The organism is Nonlabens ponticola (genome assembly GCF_003966335.1).
Taxonomy (GTDB): domain Bacteria; phylum Bacteroidota; class Bacteroidia; order Flavobacteriales; family Flavobacteriaceae; genus Nonlabens; species Nonlabens ponticola.
Window position 1 is genome coordinate 1,719,005 of sequence record NZ_CP034549.1, and the last position, 20,092, is coordinate 1,739,096.

Here is a 20,092-nt window from a genome sequence, read left to right on the forward strand (position 1 = left end):
GATTATTTGTTATAGGCCATCGCAAAATCTTTGGCAAAATCTGCAAGGCCCACCTTTCCTAATTGCTTTGGTTTATGGTTATCATAATCTTGGTTAAGCCTGCCGTTTTCAAGACTTTGGTACATCTCAGTATAAAGTTGTGCGATGGACTCAGGTATCCCATTATCAATCATACCTTTTTTGACAGCTGCATCGTCAATAATTTCCCATTTTAAATCTGGTTTACCTATTGCCGCTCCTAGCGTTGCAGCAATCTCCTTACCTGTATGATGCGAGCTGGCGATGTACTTGAAAATACTGCTCTGTTCTTTTACAAGCTCTTGTGATGCTACGGTCGCGATGTCCCTAGGTGAGACTAATGGGAATGACTTACTTCCATAGTTTGCCATGATTTTACCTGTGTACTTGATCATATCAATATTGTGCATCAAATTGTAGTAGAAGTAGGTAGGCCTCAATATGGTCAATTCGATATTGGGTATCGCGCTTATTATTTGCTCTGTAAAGTAGGACCCTAATATAGGTCCAGTGCCGTAGCTCAAGTGAGCCCCAAAACTACTTAATAATACCACTCTCTTTACCGCAGTTAGTTCAATGGCTTTGGCATATACTGCCGCCGTCTTGCGATAATATTCTCGTATATCTGGCTGCTGGTAGTCTGGTGGACACATTAGGAATACTGATTCCGCTTTCGCGAAAGCGGAAACTAAAAAATCCACATCCTGCAATGATCCAATCATAGGCGTCGCGCCCAGATCCTCAATTTGTGAGGCTCTAGCTGGTGAATGGCTAATGATAGTCAGGTCGTGACCTTGTTCCTGCAATTGTTGCGCAAGCGGTTGACCAATGTTTCCCAAAGAGCTTGCAAGTGTGATATTCATAATATGATTTTAAGATACAAATATCAATCGCACTGTTAGAAGGAATGTATCTAGATCTATCTAACTGTAAGCCAAATAGTGCTTTCCATCTATTCTATATGTAATGCTCCTTGCGACCTATCCTTACTTTGGGCGCGGTCGAGATCCTTTGCTCTACAAATGCGAGTTCCTTTATATAAATGGTATTATGCGTGCCGTATTTCTCGACTCGCTGCCGCTTTCTGGTCTTTGGGTTGTAAGAGTAAGGAAGGAAATCATGATCCTATAGGCGTTGGAATATTTTATCTTTATCATATCCGTTTAGAAAGGATTATTTAAGCTACCGTACTTGGTATGAATCTAGAAAATTTAACCAGCGAGCGCAAAGATAATATGAGTAATTGCACCAACTTGTTTTTAAGTCGATCGGGAGCAAGTATGGGTGATGATTTAGATTAAATGTATAGGGATCACGCTTCTGCGAAAGCAAAATCATCCTACAACCCAAAGTTTATTCCAACCACAAACGCACCATAATTGCGATCGCTGGTGATACTGCGTATGTAGTCTACCCTAAATGGCCTGAAGCTACCAAAACCTATATTGTCAATACCTGCGCTTACTTCAAAGTACGGATTACGGTCTGTGACAAGCGCCTTACCACTCAATATCAAGTCATAATTGAGCAAATTGAGACCTGGTATTTTACCCAGAATAAACCCTTTAAAATCGTGTTGCAGATGTAATTGAGCATAATCGCTATTGGTACTGTAATCATAGTAATCCAGTAAACCAAAACCGTAAGTGTTCAACGCCTGCAACTTATAGCGCAATTGGTTGCCATTAAAATGTTGATAATCCACAAATGAGATATCGTCACCAGTATCTAGGAAAGTACCGCCATTTATCCAATAACTAGATCGTCCCACATTACCCATGTCAAACGTTTGAAAAATGCTTGCTTTCAATTGATGAAACTCGTTGCCATCATTACTAGCGGCAAAGCCACCTTCATAATTCACGGATACTACTGGGAATTTCTCGTTGGGAATATTGATCTTTTGATCTGGATAGCTCTGATATTTTTGACCTGGACGCCAGGTCAAGGTAATACCTGTTTTTATGATCTCGTGATCTCGAATAAATGCAAGGCGACTGTTATCTAAAGTCAAAGGATTGTTTCTCGTATAACTAGTATCATCCCAATCAAACCAAGTTTGATCTGTAGTATTTTCAAGCGGTTGCCTGCGCTCGTAGGCAACACTCGCGTTTAATGACAATCCATTAACTATTTCTTCATAATAATTTATACGTCCAAAATCAACCTCATAGAACTTGGCAAAATTCCTCTCAAATGCCAGTGTCGATAGGGTGTTTTCCAGCGTGGAAATAGGATTGCCATTATTTATTTGTCGAGCCTCGGTACCACCTGTGATTCCTATGTATCTGCGATTAATACGATTAAATCTATAGCCGGCTCTTGCTGTGTATCTCAAGCGATCGTCAGACACACCATACTCTGCATCGACACCAACATTAAATACTTGATTGTAATCATCATCAAATCCTTTTACAAATCGCAATCCTGTTCCTATTACAAATCCTTGAACGGTATTGAATCCTCTAAAGTTATCTAGACCTATCAATCCATCATAAGTAATGCTATAGTTCTCGTTACTGTCGCGATAGCTGTAACCAGTAATAGGATCTAACAGATTGAATTTATTATTTACCTGATCCACACTGTCCTTGTAAGCAGGGTCATTGCGCACGGCAGCAATACTGTCTTTTTTTACATATTCGTTAGATTCTTCTAGAGTCAACGGCACTGGACGTATGGTTCTCCAATACAAGCTATCCTTTTCATTTGCTTTGCTTTCAAAGGCTAGCGTTTCTCTACCAAAGGTTTTCTTATCAAACTGTGGTTCAAAGTCATAATCGGTATAGTTAGCAATAAATCGACCTGTCCCTTTAAATCCAAAGAGCCCGAAAGCAAATACAATATTTTGACCACGTTTTACCCATTGCTCACTGCTGGAATCATAGGTAAACTCTTGATTAAAGGTGAGCTCCTTAATGGCAGGTACATTTATATTTTGACCAGTCGTAGTGAGCTCAAGACCGTAAATGGTCCATTGATCCTCGACGATGTAGATGGTACCATTGAATGTATTGTCCTTAGGACGACGCGATATAACTTCTATCTTGTTGATTAAGAAATTATTGCTGTCATAAAAAGTTCCTAGCAGCTTGTATTTATAGTAAGAGAAAGCATAGTCTGCAATGGGTGAGACGATGCGGTTGTTTAGGTCAATATTATTCTCGTAAAAGTCAAAGTTTGCAGCCTCGGCACTATTGACGCTAAAGCCGTTATCATCACCACTCACCTTGCTCGCAGTTATATATTCTTTAAAGTTGTCAGGAGCCTTAAATGCAATATTGCTCACAGTTTCAGATAAATAGATGACGCCACTGCGTGTGATGCTATCTAGCGAGCCGCCTAGATCGCCCACTTCTTGTCCTAGAAATTTTTCTGGTACATCTTCCATACGCCACAGTCCACGAGAGTAGAAGTTAGCCGTATAGCTTTGTGTTTTTTGACCGTTCTTTTCTCGATTTTCAATTGCTGCGCGTATGACTCGGTTTGCTGGGTTTTCATCACTGCGCACCACGATTTCATCCAGCGACATGGTTTCTTCAATTAGAACAACATTTTCGGTATATGGAAAAGATTTGATCTCGATTGTCTTCTCGATAGTCTTGTATCCTAAACTTTGATAAACGATACGATAGGTGCCAGTTTGAGCAAGTTCCAGTGCATAAGATCCATTACTATTGGTAGTTGTGCCAGAGTAAGTGTCTTTTACATATATAGAGGCAAAAGCTATGGGCTCGTTTTTCTCATCAGTGATAACCCCAGTAAGTTGGGCTTGAGAAAATAATGATAAAAGAAAAAGCAGTGATAAGTAAACGTTTTTCATACTTCAGTGGTTGGTTAGTGATATAGCACTATCCTTATAGACACGATGAAGTTACAATAGTTTACTAGGCGTTATAAGTTTTTTTGATTTGATCAAGACGTTTTTTGTTATCGCGATTCTTGATCGTTTCACGTTTGTCAAACAATTTTTTACCCTTAGCAAGTGCTATTTGAACCTTGGCAAGGCCACGATCGCTAATGAACATGACCAGCGGTATTATAGTATTACCAGAGTTGGCTACGTCTTTTTCTAGCTTTTTAAGTTCGCGTTTGTTGAGTAAGAGTTTACGTGGCGCTTTGGGCGCATGGTTGTAATGGGTCGCGTGAGAATATTCTTGTATGGTCATGTTGATGATCCATAACTCGCCATCTTGGAATTCGCAAAACGCCTCGGCAATACTGGCTTTTCCTAAACGTATGGCCTTAATCTCGGTACCACCTAGCACGATGCCAGCCGTGTACTTATCCAGTATCTCATATTCAAATCGAGCCTTACGGTTCTTGATTCTTACATTGTTCTTTAAATCCATACAATCGCAAATATAATTTAATGAGTTGCAGGCATCGTTATATATTTGTGAAATGCAAAAAGCCCTTTTATCACTCCTATTATTAGTATTTATAACGATTGCCAGCTGTAATCAGGATCACATCAATCCTGCGACCATTGTCGAGGAAACAATGATGGCACACGGCACTGATGTCATGGATAATGCTACTGTTGATTTTAATTTTAGAGGTATCGACTATAGCGTGAGTCGTAGTAATGGTTATTTTGAGTACTCGCGCAGTTTTAATCAAGCAGGTAACAAGGTCGTGGATCGATTGACCAACGATGGTTTTACCAGGAGCATCAACGATAGCATTGTGCAATTGCCAGATTCTTTATCCAGCCGATATCGATCTAGCCTTAACAGCGTTGTATATTTCGCTCAGTTACCATACGGTCTGGACAATCCAGCAGTAAATCTTGAATATCTAGGAACTGACAGCATCAAGCAAAACAAGTATCACGAGATCAAGGTTACTTTTGATGAGACTGGTGGTGGCGAGGATCACGAGGATGAATTCTTGTACTGGATCAACGTGCAGGATTCCCTAATAGATTATTTAGCATATTCCTATTGCGAGGAAGATTGTGGATTACGCTTTCGCGAAAGCATAAACCGCAAAAACATAAAAGGAATCGTAATACAGGATTACAACAATTATAATCCAGAACAAGAGGCTGCAGAACTCGAGGATCTTGATCGTCTTTTTGAAAAAGACCAGCTCAATTTACTGAGCACCATACGTACAGAATTTCCAGAAGTAAGCCTCAATGACGAGGTCGCAGATCTATGATTACAGTTGGGTAGCCCTTTTTGACAGTTGGGTCACTCGCATTCTTGATCAAGTGATGTGGTAGTTCATATTTGTCGTGTTGATATTCTTTACATTTAAGAATTCATTACACGATTATGAATACAAAAAGCTTTTATCGGTTATTACTCATCGGCGCCATTATTGCCCTTGTTATTACGGCTAGTACGTTGCTTTTAAATAAGGCGAGTGTAAGCATCCCGATGCTTGCAGAATCTTTTGCGATAAACTTCTTGTTTGCCTTTACGCTCACGCTGGTCAATGAGACCTATTTTTCTTATCTCACGACCATATTTCCGTGGACAACCGCAGCGGTAAAAAGATTGCTGGTCGGGATTTTGGGATCTTGTGTCTTGACTATGATCGCGCTTTTTTTGGTTCGTGTATTTGTAGCCATCGTTATCTATGGTAGAACACTAGATAATTTCATCGAGAGTGAGCGCATGCAGTTCTACATTATTGGTGTCATTTTCACGTTGGTCATTTCTGTAATCTTCCATGCAATTTACTTTTATAAGGAGTTGCAGCAGGCTAAAATACAGGAGCAAAAAGTCATCGCAGGATCTGCCACCGCACAGTTTGATGCTCTTAAAAATCAGCTGGATCCGCATTTTTTGTTTAATAGCTTGAATGTACTTGTTTCTTTAATTGAAGAAAATCAGGACGCTGCTGTCAAATTCACAACCTCACTATCCAAGGTTTACCGTTATGTACTAGAACAACGTGGAAAGCAGCTGGTATCAGTACAAGAAGAGCTTGAGTTTGCTAGACTCTATGTGCAATTGCTCAAGATGCGATTTGAGGATAGTCTTATCGTTGATATTGCGGATTCATCTGTCTTACCAGATCAATATATCGTGCCGTTGTCTTTACAACTACTCATTGAGAATGCCGTAAAGCACAATGTTGTAAGCAGCTCACAGCCACTGCACCTGTCAATCCATCCAGCTGGTGATAAGCTAGTCGTATCAAATACCTTATCGCCTAAAAAGGTTTTATCTACTACCACAGGTGTTGGTTTACAAAACATTGCCAGTAGGTATGGTTTGATTTCTACCCAACAGATGAGCGTCTTGAAAAGTGAAACACATTTTAACGTGCAGCTACCCATGTTGCCTCTTAATCCTGAACTACCTAAAACTAAAGCTATGGAAATTCAATTAGAAGATCAAAAACTAGTCAATGCTCGCGAGAAAGTCAAGAACATGAAAGAATTTTATGATGAGCTCGTGCGATTCATATTCATTATTGCCTTCTTAGGATTACTTAACTATTTCACGAGTGATTTTCCTTGGGTGATTTTCCCTGCGATAGGGATGAGTATAGGATTATTTTTCAAATACATGAAAAACTTTGACCGTCACATCTTGCTGGGCAAAAACTGGGAAGAGCAAAAAATAAATAAATACATGAACGACTCAAATTTTTAATTATGACAACTACTACAGAGACTTATCAAGAAAAATATGCTAGGGCCAAAGCTCGCGTGAACGAGATCAGGTATTTTTATAACCATGTAGCCGTCTATTTACTTATCAATGCTGCACTTGCAGGGCTTAATTATTGGGAGAATCAATTTGCATTTCCATGGTTCCTATTCCCTTTATTAGGTTGGGGTATAGGTTTATTGAGCCATGCGGTAGGAACCTTTAGGCTCAATCCTTTTGTAAGTAAAGAATGGGAAGAGCGCAAACTGCGTGAGATCATGGAACAACAAGATAAATCCTAAGATGTCAATCAATGTCCTTATTATAGAAGATGAAAAGCCAGCGGCAAGACGATTGCAGCGCATGGCAGAAAAGCTAGATCTTACCGTCGCTGCGGTATTACACAGCGTGGCAGAATCTATTGCCCATCTATCATCACAGCCGCATCCAGATCTCATATTTCTGGATATACAATTAAGTGATGGGCTGTCCTTTGAAATTTTTGAACAGGTAAGCGTCAAGAGTTCTATAATCTTTACCACAGCCTATGATGAATATGCCTTACAAGCCTTCAAACTCAACAGCATTGATTATTTACTCAAACCTATAGATCAAGATGAGCTCGTGACAGCGGTAGATAAATTTAAGTCACGCTTTCGCGAAAGCGGAACAAACCCAAACACCTTACCTGCATCCATCATGCAGCAGATGGCACAAATGCTTTCTAACCCTGCAGGACAACAGTATCGTGATAGATTTACAGCTAGAGTAGGTGAGCATATCAAGATCTTTGCGGTCGATGAAGTGCAATTATTCTTCTCAGAGAATAAAGGCACCTATCTTAATGTTGCAAATGGTCGCAATTACCTGTTGGACTATAAAATGGAAGAAATGGAACAATTGCTGGATCCCAATAAATTCCACCGTATTTCTAGGCAGGCAATAGTTCATGTCAACGCTATCAATGACATCATAGCTTATACCAACTCACGTTTAAAAGTCAAAATAGACTCATTTAAGACTTATGATTTGATTGTAAGTAGAGAGCGTGTAAAGGACTTTAAGAAATGGCTCGAGCGATAATTGCCTAATTATTTGATTATCAATATGAAGAATTAATTGGGCTTTAACGTTTCCTTGTAAACCACAACATGTTTGCTCGCGTATGTTTACTGTAAACAAAAACATACACATGAAAAAAATTGCCCTATGGTCAAGCATTGCAATCTGCGCTATCGCAGGTCTGTTCATTGCCGCTGATCACCTTGATGCACCAGATGTTGCAGGAACAACATCAGACATCGCAGACTTTTATGCCTTTGAAGGACAAAACTCTGATGCTACAACATTTGTAGTAACTATTCCGGCCTCAGACGAGAATTCTCAATTTGATGAGAACGTTCTTATCGAGATCAACATTGATAATACCGGTCTAGATTCTGGTACTACTGGTGTCACTGAAGATTTAGTAATCCAGGCATTGCGCCAGGGCGACCAGATGTATTTCTTTGGACCATATGCTCCAGGATCAACAGGACTTAACAGTACTATTGATACTGATGAATTTTCTGCTTCTGTAGAAATAGGAAGTACTGAAACTACTGGTGGTGTTAGCTATTTTGCAGGACAACGTCAAGACGCGTTCTTCTTTGATTTTGAAGAGTTTAATAATGTAATTGGTAATGCACCAGCTGAAGGTTTTGGCGATGATGGTGATAACCTTTTTGAAGACTTCAATGTCAATGCAATTGTTATCGAGATTCCTAACTCCATGTTAGGTACTGCACCAACACACCTTGCTGATCAACTTGCTGCTGCAGTAGGTTTACCAGCATTCAATTTACCTAATGCATACAATGTATGGGTAGAAACTAAGCGTCGATAATCACAACCCTTTAAAAGAAAAGAAATGAAATTATTTAATATTAAATATGCTGTTGCTGCATTAGCACTAGCAACTATCACAATAAGTTGTGATGATGACGATGATGTAACAGGCTTTCCAGCTACAACTGATTTCTCCGGTACTTTTGTACAAGAAGATCAAATGGGTCGTCCTGGTATCAACACCGTTTTCACTCCAACTGAGGATGATGAGAATGAATTTAATGTAACCTTGCCAGCAAATGGTATCGCTAACTTTCAAGCTATCTTTCAAGATAGACTAGAAGCATACTACGACGCTTATGGTGCGGAATATGAAAACAACATTCTAGGTCTTGACATTGCAACATTGACGACTGTACTTGCACTTGATGTGTTACAAGTTGCTCCTAATGCAGATACTAGTTATTTTAATCCTAACACGGGCGTACCACTTACTGGTAGAAGGCTAACTGACGACGTTATTGACGTTTCTTTGATCCTCCTTTTTGGTGGTGAGAGCGGTGCACGTTTTGACGGTGGTGAAGGTAATGGTGATGACGACGATGATGATGATTCTAACAACGTACCTAACCTTGTTTCAGACAATGTAGGTGTTGAAGATGATGCTGTTCAAAACACATTCCCATACTTGACGCCAGCTGACTTCTAGAAGTTAGTTTGTGACATTATTTATAAGCCGATTTCTTTGTAAATCGGCTTTATTATTTACCCTATTTTGATTTATGAAAAACCTAATTATCATTTTGATTTTAATGTTGTTCATCACTAGCTGTGGTGACCGCAATGTTGATGTAGCATCCAGTACCATTACAGCTGCCGAGGATTATCAAGAATACCTGGAGAATGACAATACTAGTGAGATAGAAGCATTTAAGCAAGAGGTTGATTTTCTACGTGAAGTAGTTACAGAGGATAGTACCAGAATTGTAGTAATGAGCCAACTTGCAGGCAAACTAGATCGATTATTTGATCTTACTGGTGAAGTTGATTATTTGAATGAGTCAGTTAGCTTTCGCGAAAACGTAACCCAGAAAACATACATCAAACCAGAGAATGCAAAGCGTAATCTGGCACAAGCATACATAAAGCAACATCGCTTCAAAAAAGCCGATAGCCTGATGAAATCATTTACGGCAAATTATGCCAGTAAGGAAAGTCAGTTTGTCCAATTTGACATCGCCATGGAGTTGGGAGAATATCAAACGGCGCAGTTGCTGCTGGATTCCCTGCGCAATACAGGTGATTATAATTATTTAATTCGTGCTGCCAAATGGAATGATCACGACGGTAATCTGGAAAATACGATTAACCTCATGGAGCAGGCAAAGCAACTAGCTGATGAGAGTGGTAGTCAATCACGACAGTTGTGGAGTTATTCAAACATAGCAGATTATTATGGTCACAATGGCCAGTTAGAGGACTCTTATGAGCATTATTTAAAAACGCTAGAATTAGATCCAGGTAACACCTATGCCTTGAAAGGTATATCGTGGCTGGTTTATTCAAATGATCGCGATCCAGATCAAGCATTAGAAATATTGACAACGCTTAAAGAAAGGCATCCATTACCCGATTACAACCTAGAAATGGCTGAGGTTTATGAATACAAAGATGCCTCGCAAACTGCTGATTCTTTACGCGCTGTATTTCTTTCTCAAGTGAGTGATCCGGGTTATGGAGACATGTATAATGCCTATAAAATTGAGGAATTAATTGCAGCTGGTGAATCACAGCAAGCCGTTGATCTAGCACGTCTTGAAATTACCAATCGCGCTACTCCTGAGACTTATGATTTGTTGGGCTATGCTTTATTATCTAATGATGAGGCTGCTGCAGCTCTTGAAAATCATAAGAAATATGTCATCGGTAAAACATATGAACCGGTAGCGCAATTGCACACGGCTCAGATTTTGAAAGCAAATAACATGAACGAGATGGTAGAGAAACTCAAAAAGGAGCTTCTAGAGACTGAATATGAATTAGGGCCAGTAACCTATAAACAAATACAGGCATTGTAAAACCACAATTACCGTACACACGTATATAGTGTATAGTTGTTGCTCTAGAAGTTGAGAGAGCTAGAGCAATTGATTGGTTGGTTAGTTTAGATGTGCTCGGGTTTAGGGATCCGAGCATTTCTGTGTTTATATCTCACTTAAACGACCGTCTTATTGCCTGTACTCTTCAATGACTTTTTGAGCTTGCGGTAAATCTTTTTGAGCTACAAATAACTCAATGTCGTTAGGTGGCGCTCCAAATCCGGCAAGACGAGCAGATTCAGTATGATCTTTAATTAATGTAGCGATATTCTTCTCGTTGAGAAGCTGGGCTATTCTATTAATAGTTGTTGAGCTACCAGAAATGAGTTTGACTTCTTGTTGCATGATTAAAAATCAGGTTTTACTTCATTTGTGTATAGTCACAAATGGATTGTATAATTATTTTCTTGTCAATCTTCTTAGCCTCAATAAACCGTTCTATTTTTGAGACTCTTTTATCATAATTGATTGTTTTCCTTTCTAAATGTAATGATTTAGGAGCTTTGAAACCAGCTTTGAGCATTTCGTATTCGGTTGCAAAAGGTAAAAGCGGTGCATGGTATTTCATCTTGGGGTTTAATATATATGCTATGGATGCGAGCTTTTCACTGTCAACTTTTGTCTGGTCGGTATGTTTTAGAATCCATCTTTCATGGACGACATTATTAATAGTTGTATCATTTATTTGATTATAGGCAGTATATTCAATAACATCCTTAAACGGATTACTAAGTGGGTCAACATCACGGCAAGGAATACTAATAAACTCAGCTTTTATAAAGTCAGCCTTTTTCATTTTAGATTCAGATTTCAAGCCATTACGATCAAACATATATATCATGTAATTTTCATTGTCGTGAGGCATTAAAAGAGCATAGTAATCGCTAGTAGCCGAATTGGTCAAGTATAATTTTGTAACAGGATATTCTGTATCGTTTCCTGGCTTTACAAAATCTTCCACTAGTGTATATTGGTATTCTAAGACATGATCGAACTCATAGACCTTTTGCGCGCTGGCTTGTTGAATAAAGAAGATAAATACTAGTAAAGAAGAATATTTCATTAACTGTTTTTTGTTCAATTAAATTGATTTTATCTAAGTATAACGTAAAACATTTACCTGCCCAAATCATTCCTATTAAGATTCATTATCAGTCTTGAACTAAGAATTGTGATTAGAGCACTGGCCGATTTTTTTTTACAAAAAAAAGTATGCTTTTCTGATGCATCAAGCACAAACACCTGCGAATCAAAATTTAGTTGAGAATTGACTTAAGCTACTTTAAATTAATCACTGCTAATGTGGATTGCTCGTAGAAGAGCCGCGAGGTCAAAGCAATGTTAGCACTACTAAATTGCGTTGCATAACTCCAATTAAAAACGATTGTTTATTCAAATGCCAATCAACTGATCAATCAGTTGGCAAAGCGCCTAGTACATACAACCTTTCCAAAGTTGGCCCTTGACTACCGCCAGCAGGTTCTAGAGTAATCCCAAAGGCTTGAGTATCAAACTTGTTTTCTACCGCAAAGGCATCTTCTTGATAAGCCAGCACACCTAGGTCAGTTGGTGTTAATGGATTCAGCGTTAATGACCATAATTGATAAGTCATATTTTCTGGTGGTGCAGGAAGGTTTGCGATATCAATATAGGTGATGTTCAAGTCAGGATTATGGAAGGCGACGGCGCTGCTGCTCTCAAATCCAGCCTGACCAGCCAGCGGTACTTTCACTGTTTCTGGTGCTTTTATGAAATCCAGAGCTTCTTGATAATCAAGAGCAAGCTGCTCAGTTTGCTGTAATTCTTGATCTAGGAACTCATTGCGCTCCACGTTACCTCGTATTTCCTCTTTGAGATTTGTGTTGGATCTGTATAAAAATCCTGCGCTTATAAACAATAGTATCGCAGCTGCCCATCCTAGATATTGTCTCCATAGCGCGACACGATGTTCTTGTGAATGTTCTTTTATGTACGCGCGAATATTTTCTAGCATGGTGATGCCATCCAATTGTGGTGCTACACCTCTGGCGATAGTTTGGTATGCGTTTTCAATGCGTATTACTTCTTCCTCAACCTCAATGTGTTGATCAACCATTTGGGTGATTTCCACGCATCTTTTTGTGGGTAGAACACCACAAACATAGGCTTCTAATTCGCCACTCTCGATTAATTCATTTACTGTCAATTCCATCATCCTACCATCATTTTGCGTAGAGAATTTAGGCATTTACGGTGACGTGTTTTAAGCGTTCCCGACGGCATTCCTAATTCCTCAGCGCCGTCTTTAAAAGTGAAACCTTTAAAGAAAATAATATCAATAATTCTTACACACATTGGTTCTAATTTCTGCACCCATTCCTTTAAGAATAGGGTGTCTGTCTGTTCATCCAGATTATCTTTACTTACAATAATATCTACGAAATTATCTGTGCTTAAGTTCTTTAATTTGTTTTTATGACGTTTACTGCGCAGATAATCGATTGATGCATTGCGAGATATGTTGAGTGCCCAGGTGAAAAATCTACCAGCATCGGCATCGTAGGATGTTCTATTGCGCCATATTTTGACAAAAACATCTTGAAGTATTTCTTGAGCGACTTCTTCTTCCTTTACAATACCGTAAATAATGCCATAAAGCGCATCCTTGTAACGGTCATAAATTCTATTGAAAGCTACCTCGCTACCTTCTTGTAGCCTATTGATGAGCAGATCTGGTTGGGATTTCATGTGTAATCTTGAATTTTAAAGATGCAAAAAAAAATCTACAACCAGGTGGTTGTAGATTTTTAAATCGATTGGGATGTTCATTTACTCGACAACGCCACAAGCAACACGAGCACCAGCGGCGCCACTAGGCTGTGATGTAAAGTCATCGGCTTTTGCATGAACGATAACTCCTTTGCCAACAATGTTTTTATTTTCATCATCACATCCTATACACCACTTGTCAGTAGAGAAGACGAGCGATGCATTACCTTCAGCATCTGCTTGTAGATTTCCTATGTCCCCTTTATGGTGCTGATTATCGCCCCATGATCCATGATCTTCAGACGTTGGATTCCAGTGTCCACCAGCGCTTGAAGCATCATCGGCACTACAATCACCATTCTGGTGTAAATGGATGGCGTGCGATCCTTCTTCAAGACCTACTAGTTCAACTACCATTTCTACTTCATCACCTTTTTCGGTAAAAATGATAGAGCCAGTCACGTCACTACCGCTTTTTGATCCCATTGGGACGTTTACTGTTTTAGGTTCATCCATATTTTCATCTTCATTACTACTGTCCTCCATTTCCATGTCAGTATTGTTGCTGTCCATGTTTTCTTCTTCCTTGTTTTCTTTACAAGAAGCTATGCTTAATGTTAGTGCTAGTGCCAATAAGGCGATGTTTAATTTTTTCATTGGTTGTTATTTAAGTTAGTGAATGTAATAATTAGTACAGGCTTGACCTTGACTTTCACAATTCTTTATAGATGACAAATCAAGGATATAATTTCTCAAATTTCATAGGGTTGTTATTTCCTATCTTGAGATTTTCCATGGCATTAAGTGCGATGTCAACACGTTTTTGTGAATCCTTGACACCGTACACCATGAATATGATGTTACGCTGTTTGCCTGGCAATAGTTTTTCAAAGAGTTCGTAGGCTTCATGATCGCTCAATAAAACGGCTTCCAGCTCTTCGGTCATGGGAGCTTGATATTTGCTAGTATCTTCATGCATGCTTACATGAACCTCGTCGCCTTGATCTATATTGAGGAGTTTCTTGTTAGCCTTAGAACACATCAAGTAAAACATTCCTTTCTTCTTTATGACACCAGCATAAAGAGTAATTTCGTTTTTACCAGAAGTAACAGTGGCAACGACTCTTTTAATTTTGGATACAGTTAGTTGGTCTGCTATATCTTCAGGTATTGGCAAGGCGCCCATCCAGCCATCGGTACTCAACTGCGTTTCAAATTCAAAAATCATTCTACTACATTAGTTATAATCTGCGTTTGGGAATGCATGGTACGATGTACGGGACACTTATCGGCAATTTGTAGTAATTTCTCTAACTGTTTTTCATCTAAGTCGCCCGTGAATTTAATTTCTCTCGTAAACGTATCAATTTTTGATTTCTCGTCTTCGCAGTTTGCACAGTCGGCGGCGTGTTGTTTGTCATAATTCACGTGACATTCAATATTGTCTAGTGGCCATTCCTTGCGCCGCGCGTACATCTGTACGGTCATTACTGTACAGGACGCTAGTGCGCTAGACATGAGTTCATAAGGCGTTGGGCCAAAATCATTTCCCTGCACACTTTCTGGTTCATCAGCTATAAAATAATGTCTTCCAGCTTTCATCTGTGTGGTAAACATACTTTCTTGATCAAGACTGGCGACTACGTGATGATTAGTATCGATAGAATCTTCCTCTGGTATTTCTACATATCTGGAAGCCCATCCAGCAATGACCTCACCTACATACTTAGAATCATTTTTGTTGGTCAACAAATGATCTGCTCCATCCAAACTCACAAAACTCTTAGGATGGATTGCCGCATGATACAGCTTTTCTGCATGATTAATACTTACCGTATCATCCTGTGGTGAATGGCAAATGAGTAAAGGCTTGCGCAATTCTTTCAGCGTTTTGATGACCATTTGCTCATTGATATCACGCAAGAATTGCTTTTTAATCCTAAACGGTCTACCGCTCAACTGTACTACGGCTTCACCATTTGCTTCAATAGCTTTAATTTGATCGCCAAAAAGATGCTTCACATGATCAGTATCACTAGGAGCTCCGATTGTTGCAAGGGCTTTAATGGATTTCGCTTTCGCGGAAGCATAAACCACAGCAGCACCGCCCAAAGAATGACCTATCAGTAGGCTAGGAGCTTTGTAGTGCTGTGCCAGATGGTCGATCGCTGCAAGCAGATCGTCAACGTTTCCAGAGAAATTGGTATCACCAAAATCGCCCTCGGAATCGCCCAAGCCTGTAAAATCAAATCGCAATACACCATAACCAGCCGTCGTTAGGGCACGTGAGATATTGCGTGTAGCACTAAAGTTTTTACTGCAGGTAAAACAATGAGCAAACACCGCATAATTATGTGGATGCCTATCTGCCGGTAATTCGAGCCTGCCACTCAATTGATAGCCTGCTTGATTAGTAAACTCTATTTTTTCAAAATTCATGGAGCGCGTATTAGTTAATCTTCCCAGATGTCAAGTTCTACCTGCTTCATGGCTGTTTTATACTCGTCCCATTCCTTGTTAAGAAAAGCTCTACTTTTCATCATCGCTTGACTCGCAGCGTCTTGAGTTTGTTTTGTCAATTGTTCTTCAGTAGCCGTTTGAGCACCTTGTCTACTAGCGATATAGCTGCGAGCCGTTCCCAATCGTTGCATGACGGTAACGCCAGGATTACGTGTTATTCCTTGTCGATCATCAGTGGCACCAAAGTATCGCGCTTGCTCTTCTTCAATGCTTTTTATAATACTATCAGTAGCTTTAATTTGTTCTTTAAATGCTTCTTTGTCCTTGTCTTGTAACATTTTCTTGAAAGTGGTAGCCGTTTGTTTTGCTTTGGCCAGTTCCTGAGTCAATTCATAAATATCTCCAGATAACTTTTCATGATTTTTGAGTGCCTGATACTTTTCTTTTCTATCGGCAGCTGTTAATTCATCGATTCTTGGGTCATCTTGCACGGTAATCATAGTCTCGCTGCTGTAATCACCTAGTTCAAGCACAGCCTTGTAGGTACCAGGAAGCACGCTCACACCGGATGGCTCACGTGTAGATTTATTTACACTTCTAGATGGATAATTCTCACCGCTTTCCCTCAATCTCCAGCTCCATTCATGAACGCCAGCTTCCTTGGGAGTCTTGCTCTTCAAGGTTCTGATCAATCGATCACCGTCATAGATTTTAAGTTGAAGACTATCTGTTCCAACGGTGTCACTTTCTTTGAGCAAAGCTTTGTCAAAGAAATATTTGAATCTACCGCTGCTACCACGGTTTTCACCTTGGTACATCGCATCACCGCTAAATCTTGTTCCCGTAGGTTGCTGGTATCTCGCTTGATAAGCGACTGGTGGTTCAAATAATTTGATTGGTTTTTTAAATTTCGCATTCTGTGAAGCTATCTCACGCATAGGCCTGAGATCGTCCAGCACCCAAGCCGCACGACCAAAAGTTCCAATCACAAGGTCCTGCTCACGCGGATGAATTACTAGATCTTTAACCGAAACCGTTGGAAAACCATTGGTATATTTTGTCCAGTTATCACCAGCATCGATGCTCACATACAGTCCATCATCCGTTCCTAGAAAAACAAGGTTGTTTTCTTCTGGGTCTTCAACGATGGATAAGGTGTAACTCTCCACATCATCTGCATCTACAATGCGCGTCCAAGACTTTCCATAGTTGGTGGTGCGGTATGCATAAGGCTCATAGTTATAGCGACGGTAATCGTTTGCAATAAGTAGAGCGTGACCGGCTTTAGTCTGTGAGGCCTTAATTTGTGCGATCCAGCTACCCTTAGGCAAACCTTTGAGACCACTGCTTACATTTTTCCAGTTTTTACCACCATCCGTGGTTACATGAATTAATCCATCGTCAGATCCTGTATAGATTACGCCTTTTTCTACTGGACTAGGTTCTATCACCAGAATAGTCGTGTGATTTTCTGCGCCTGTAGCGTCCATGGTCAGTCCACCAGAATCGCTTTGCTTTTGCTTTTCTGGATCGTTGGTGGTAAGATCTGGACTTATAACTTTCCAGGTCAATCCTTTATCTGTGGATTTGTGTACAAATTGACTACCAAAATACAGCGTCGATGGATCAAAAGGATCAATATTTATCGCAGCATTCCAATTGAATCGCAGTTCCAAATTAGGATCTGGATGAGTAGGTCGCACGCTGTAATTATTGCCAGTTTCCCAGTCATAGCGACTTACATATCCTTGCTGGCTCATGCTATAACCATAGCGATTATTGGTAGGATCAGGTACCACGTCAAATCCATCACCAAAACTTATTTCCTGCCAGTAAGAATTTCTAATGCCCTGATCTCTCCAAGTGTAGGCTGGACCGCGCCAGCTACCATTATCCTGCATACCACCATACACATTATAAGGAATTTCCATATCCACATTAATGTGATAGAATTGAGCGACTGGCAAGTTTCCTATGAATCGCCATGTTTTACCGCGATCTCTTGTGATATTGAGACCACCATCATTACCATCAATCATAAACGATCCATCCTTTGGATGAATGTACCACGAGTGGTGATCTGGATGCACACCGTTATTCGCACCGTATGCGTTCATCAATTGATCAAAGTTTTTACCACCATCTTCTGAGACGTTCACGTAAGTGAAAATGGAATAAACTCGATTTTCATTTTGAGGATCCACATAGATTTCAGAATAGTAGAATGGTCTATTTCCTATATCGCTCTTGTCATTGATCATTTTCCAATTAAAACCACCATCGACAGATTTATAAAGCGCATTCTTTTTGGATTCAATAAGTGCATACACTGTTTTAGGATCGCTAGGAGCAATGGCAACACCTATTCTTCCTAGCTCGCCAGCTGGTAAGCCGTCGTCCTCGGTCATTTTTTTCCAATTCTCACCACCGTCGTAAGTGATGTACAAACCAGAGCCTTCACCACCTGATTTAAAAAACCATGGGTCGCGCTTGTGTTCCCACATGGCAGCGATCAATTTGTTGGGATTGGATGGATCTATAACAAGGTCTGCTGCGCCTGATCTATCGTTTGTGTAAAGAATCTTATTCCATGTTTTACCACCATCTGTTGTTTTGAAAACACCACGCTCTGGATGCTCACCCCATGGTGATCCTATGGCCGCGGCATAAACGACATTGGGATTTGTTGGATCGATGACAATTCTATGAATGTGGCGTGTTTCTTCAAGTCCCATGGATTTCCAGTTCTTACCACCATCCAGAGACTTGTAAATTCCATAACCGCCGTTGAGTGAGTTGCGAGGATTTCCTTCGCCAGTTCCTACCCAGATTACACTAGGATTTGATTGCTGTACGGCAACCGCACCTATGGATGCAGTCACCTGATCGTCAAAAATGGGCATCCATGCAATGCCGCCACTTTCTGATTTCCACAGGCCACCGCTGGCGGTACCAGCATAAATTACATCAGGATCATTCTCAACCACGTCGATGGATGTGATACGTCCAGACATACCACCTGGCCCGATGTTTCTAGGTTTCATATTCTTCACCAGTTCAAGATCTAATGGTTGCCCTAGACTCAAAACAGGTACAAGAAGTAATAATAGGATGGATAGTTTTTTCATGAAAATAAATTGAGATCTAAAGATAGTCAATCGTTACGCTTTCGCGAAACCTGCGCTGAGCGATGTCGACGTGGCGCAATCACCACAAACCTATAAACACTACAAAATATTCAAAGAGAGCACCTGTTCAAACGCAAGCTGTGCAGACCGTAGTGCGCCTTCCATATAGCCAGCGTGCTGGTCGCTCGTCTCGCTGCCAGCCATAATTAATGTGCCGCCATTTAAAGACTGTCTCAAGATGGGATGACCATTATTCTCATGAGGCGTGCGCAAATTTTGAGCATCTGGATTTGTGGAAGGTTGCTCGTTCCAAGCTGAAAGTTCAAACGATATATAATTATGAACCTCGATGCCCAATAATTCTGCTAATTGATCAACGATTACTTTTTTCCTTTCATCTGCTGGTAATCTCGTTGCGGTAGGATGAACAAATCCCATCAATGCAAACCGGCTAGATGGATAATGGCTGTAATCATAAAGTTCTGCAATCGGTCCAGAGTTGCTGAAGGCAGTCGCCGGAATGCCTTTTTCTTTCCAGAATGGTGACTTAAAGCCTAATCCAAATTTGACCGAATCTTCCATCCATGTCTGTGTACGTCGAGCTATATAGAGATAATTTATAGGCATCGATGGCTCAAAAGTAATGGCACTTGCCGTGATTTGTGGTGGTATGGTGTTGATGACTACATCTGCGTTATAAATAATATCATTGGTATGAATTTGATATGTATCGCGATGATGGACAACTCGTTGCACGGTGGTATTATATTTTACCTGACCTTCTTTGAGCACAGCATTGAGAGATAATATCAAGTTAGAACTGCCACCACGCAACCTATAGCTTGCTGGCTGGTTTGCTGGCATGTCAATCAATTGATAAGAGGTTCCTGGATGAGATTTGTACCACACCTTACTATCCATATGCTGCTCTTCATATTTTAGTCCTAGCTTGTCAATTAGGCTTAAAACTTCTCTATTGTAAGACCAGAACCAGGCTGCGCCCAGATCGATAGGAGTATGGTTGCCAGACATTTTGGTAAATATGCGGCCGCCAACACGATCCCTAGATTCTAGAATGGTTACCTCAATACCTTGCTGCTGCAGCTTGTAAGCAAGGCTTAAACCGGTCAAGCCGGCGCCTAATATGATAATAGATCTAGACATAAAAAAACTCCTGATATTGTCAGGAGTTCAAAAGTAA

At 40.2% G+C, this 20,092-nt stretch carries 19 protein-coding genes; 7 read left to right on the forward strand and 12 right to left on the reverse strand.

Annotated elements, in window-relative coordinates:
• Positions 1 to 2: 2 nt before the first annotated feature.
• The 3 genes from EJ995_RS07790 to smpB form a co-directional block, all read right to left on the reverse strand.
• On the reverse strand, positions 3 to 881 hold the full coding sequence (locus EJ995_RS07790) for an NAD(P)H-binding protein (RefSeq protein WP_126447277.1): 879 nt from the start codon (positions 879 to 881) through the stop codon (positions 3 to 5).
• 476 nt (positions 882 to 1,357) lie between these two features.
• Positions 1,358 to 3,841 carry a DUF5686 and carboxypeptidase regulatory-like domain-containing protein gene (locus tag EJ995_RS07795; protein ID WP_126447279.1) on the reverse strand — a complete coding sequence of 828 codons (2,484 nt, stop codon included), beginning with the start codon at positions 3,839 to 3,841 and terminating at the stop codon, positions 1,358 to 1,360.
• Positions 3,842 to 3,905: 64 nt separating this feature from the next.
• The gene (smpB, locus tag EJ995_RS07800) at positions 3,906 to 4,370 is read right to left on the reverse strand and encodes an SsrA-binding protein SmpB (RefSeq protein WP_126447281.1); all 465 of its coding nucleotides are present in this window, start codon (positions 4,368 to 4,370) and stop codon (positions 3,906 to 3,908) included.
• Between the two features lie 52 nt (positions 4,371 to 4,422).
• Here smpB and EJ995_RS07805 point away from each other — a divergent pair, with 52 nt between their 5' ends.
• The 7 genes from EJ995_RS07805 to EJ995_RS07835 all read left to right on the forward strand — a co-directional run bounded on the left by EJ995_RS07805 (position 4,423) and on the right by EJ995_RS07835 (position 10,534).
• The gene (locus tag EJ995_RS07805; RefSeq protein WP_126447283.1) at positions 4,423 to 5,184 is read left to right on the forward strand and encodes a DUF6503 family protein; all 762 of its coding nucleotides are present in this window, start codon (positions 4,423 to 4,425) and stop codon (positions 5,182 to 5,184) included.
• Between the two features lie 116 nt (positions 5,185 to 5,300).
• The gene (locus EJ995_RS07810) at positions 5,301 to 6,632 is read left to right on the forward strand and encodes a histidine kinase (RefSeq protein ID WP_206482231.1); all 1,332 of its coding nucleotides are present in this window, start codon (positions 5,301 to 5,303) and stop codon (positions 6,630 to 6,632) included.
• Positions 6,633 to 6,634: 2 nt separating this feature from the next.
• Positions 6,635 to 6,931 (forward strand): 2TM domain-containing protein, encoded by a 297-nt coding sequence (locus EJ995_RS07815; protein ID WP_126447285.1) that lies wholly within the window; start codon positions 6,635 to 6,637, stop codon positions 6,929 to 6,931.
• A gap of 7 nt (positions 6,932 to 6,938) precedes the next feature.
• A complete protein-coding gene (locus EJ995_RS07820) occupies positions 6,939 to 7,712 on the forward strand; it encodes a LytR/AlgR family response regulator transcription factor (RefSeq protein ID WP_126448905.1) in 774 nt (257 codons plus the stop codon).
• Between the two features lie 109 nt (positions 7,713 to 7,821).
• Positions 7,822 to 8,514, forward strand: coding sequence for a DUF4331 family protein (locus tag EJ995_RS07825; RefSeq protein WP_126447287.1), 693 nt, complete (start codon positions 7,822 to 7,824; stop codon positions 8,512 to 8,514).
• Positions 8,515 to 8,538: 24 nt separating this feature from the next.
• Positions 8,539 to 9,165 carry a DUF4331 family protein gene (locus tag EJ995_RS07830; RefSeq protein WP_126447289.1) on the forward strand — a complete coding sequence of 209 codons (627 nt, stop codon included), beginning with the start codon at positions 8,539 to 8,541 and terminating at the stop codon, positions 9,163 to 9,165.
• 73 nt (positions 9,166 to 9,238) lie between these two features.
• Positions 9,239 to 10,534 carry a tetratricopeptide repeat protein gene (locus tag EJ995_RS07835; protein WP_126447291.1) on the forward strand — a complete coding sequence of 432 codons (1,296 nt, stop codon included), beginning with the start codon at positions 9,239 to 9,241 and terminating at the stop codon, positions 10,532 to 10,534.
• A 150-nt stretch (positions 10,535 to 10,684) separates the two neighbouring features.
• Here the strand turns inward: EJ995_RS07835 and EJ995_RS07840 are convergent, their stop codons facing one another.
• The 9 genes from EJ995_RS07840 to EJ995_RS07880 form a co-directional block, all read right to left on the reverse strand.
• Entirely contained in the window at positions 10,685 to 10,900 is a 216-nt protein-coding gene (locus EJ995_RS07840) for a putative signal transducing protein (protein ID WP_126447293.1), read from the reverse strand.
• Positions 10,901 to 10,916: 16 nt separating this feature from the next.
• A complete protein-coding gene (locus tag EJ995_RS07845; protein ID WP_126447295.1) occupies positions 10,917 to 11,618 on the reverse strand; it encodes a hypothetical protein in 702 nt (233 codons plus the stop codon).
• Between the two features lie 348 nt (positions 11,619 to 11,966).
• Complete coding sequence (locus tag EJ995_RS07850; RefSeq protein WP_126447297.1) at positions 11,967 to 12,782, reverse strand: anti-sigma factor; 816 nt, start codon at positions 12,780 to 12,782, stop codon at positions 11,967 to 11,969.
• A complete protein-coding gene (locus tag EJ995_RS07855; protein ID WP_126447299.1) occupies positions 12,746 to 13,282 on the reverse strand; it encodes an RNA polymerase sigma factor in 537 nt (178 codons plus the stop codon). Before EJ995_RS07855 ends, EJ995_RS07850 begins: the two co-directional genes overlap by 37 nt.
• A gap of 81 nt (positions 13,283 to 13,363) precedes the next feature.
• Positions 13,364 to 13,960, reverse strand: coding sequence for a superoxide dismutase family protein (locus EJ995_RS07860; protein ID WP_126447301.1), 597 nt, complete (start codon positions 13,958 to 13,960; stop codon positions 13,364 to 13,366).
• Between the two features lie 79 nt (positions 13,961 to 14,039).
• A complete protein-coding gene (locus EJ995_RS07865) occupies positions 14,040 to 14,531 on the reverse strand; it encodes a DUF1905 domain-containing protein (RefSeq protein ID WP_126447303.1) in 492 nt (163 codons plus the stop codon).
• Positions 14,528 to 15,742, reverse strand: a complete 1,215-nt coding sequence (locus tag EJ995_RS07870; RefSeq protein ID WP_126447305.1) for a bifunctional alpha/beta hydrolase/OsmC family protein — start codon at positions 15,740 to 15,742, stop codon at positions 14,528 to 14,530. Before EJ995_RS07870 ends, EJ995_RS07865 begins: the two co-directional genes overlap by 4 nt.
• 14 nt (positions 15,743 to 15,756) lie before the next feature.
• Positions 15,757 to 18,891, reverse strand: coding sequence for a WD40/YVTN/BNR-like repeat-containing protein (locus EJ995_RS07875; protein ID WP_126447307.1), 3,135 nt, complete (start codon positions 18,889 to 18,891; stop codon positions 15,757 to 15,759).
• Between the two features lie 99 nt (positions 18,892 to 18,990).
• A complete protein-coding gene (locus EJ995_RS07880) occupies positions 18,991 to 20,055 on the reverse strand; it encodes a flavin monoamine oxidase family protein (RefSeq protein ID WP_126447309.1) in 1,065 nt (354 codons plus the stop codon).
• Positions 20,056 to 20,092: the final 37 nt, after the last annotated feature.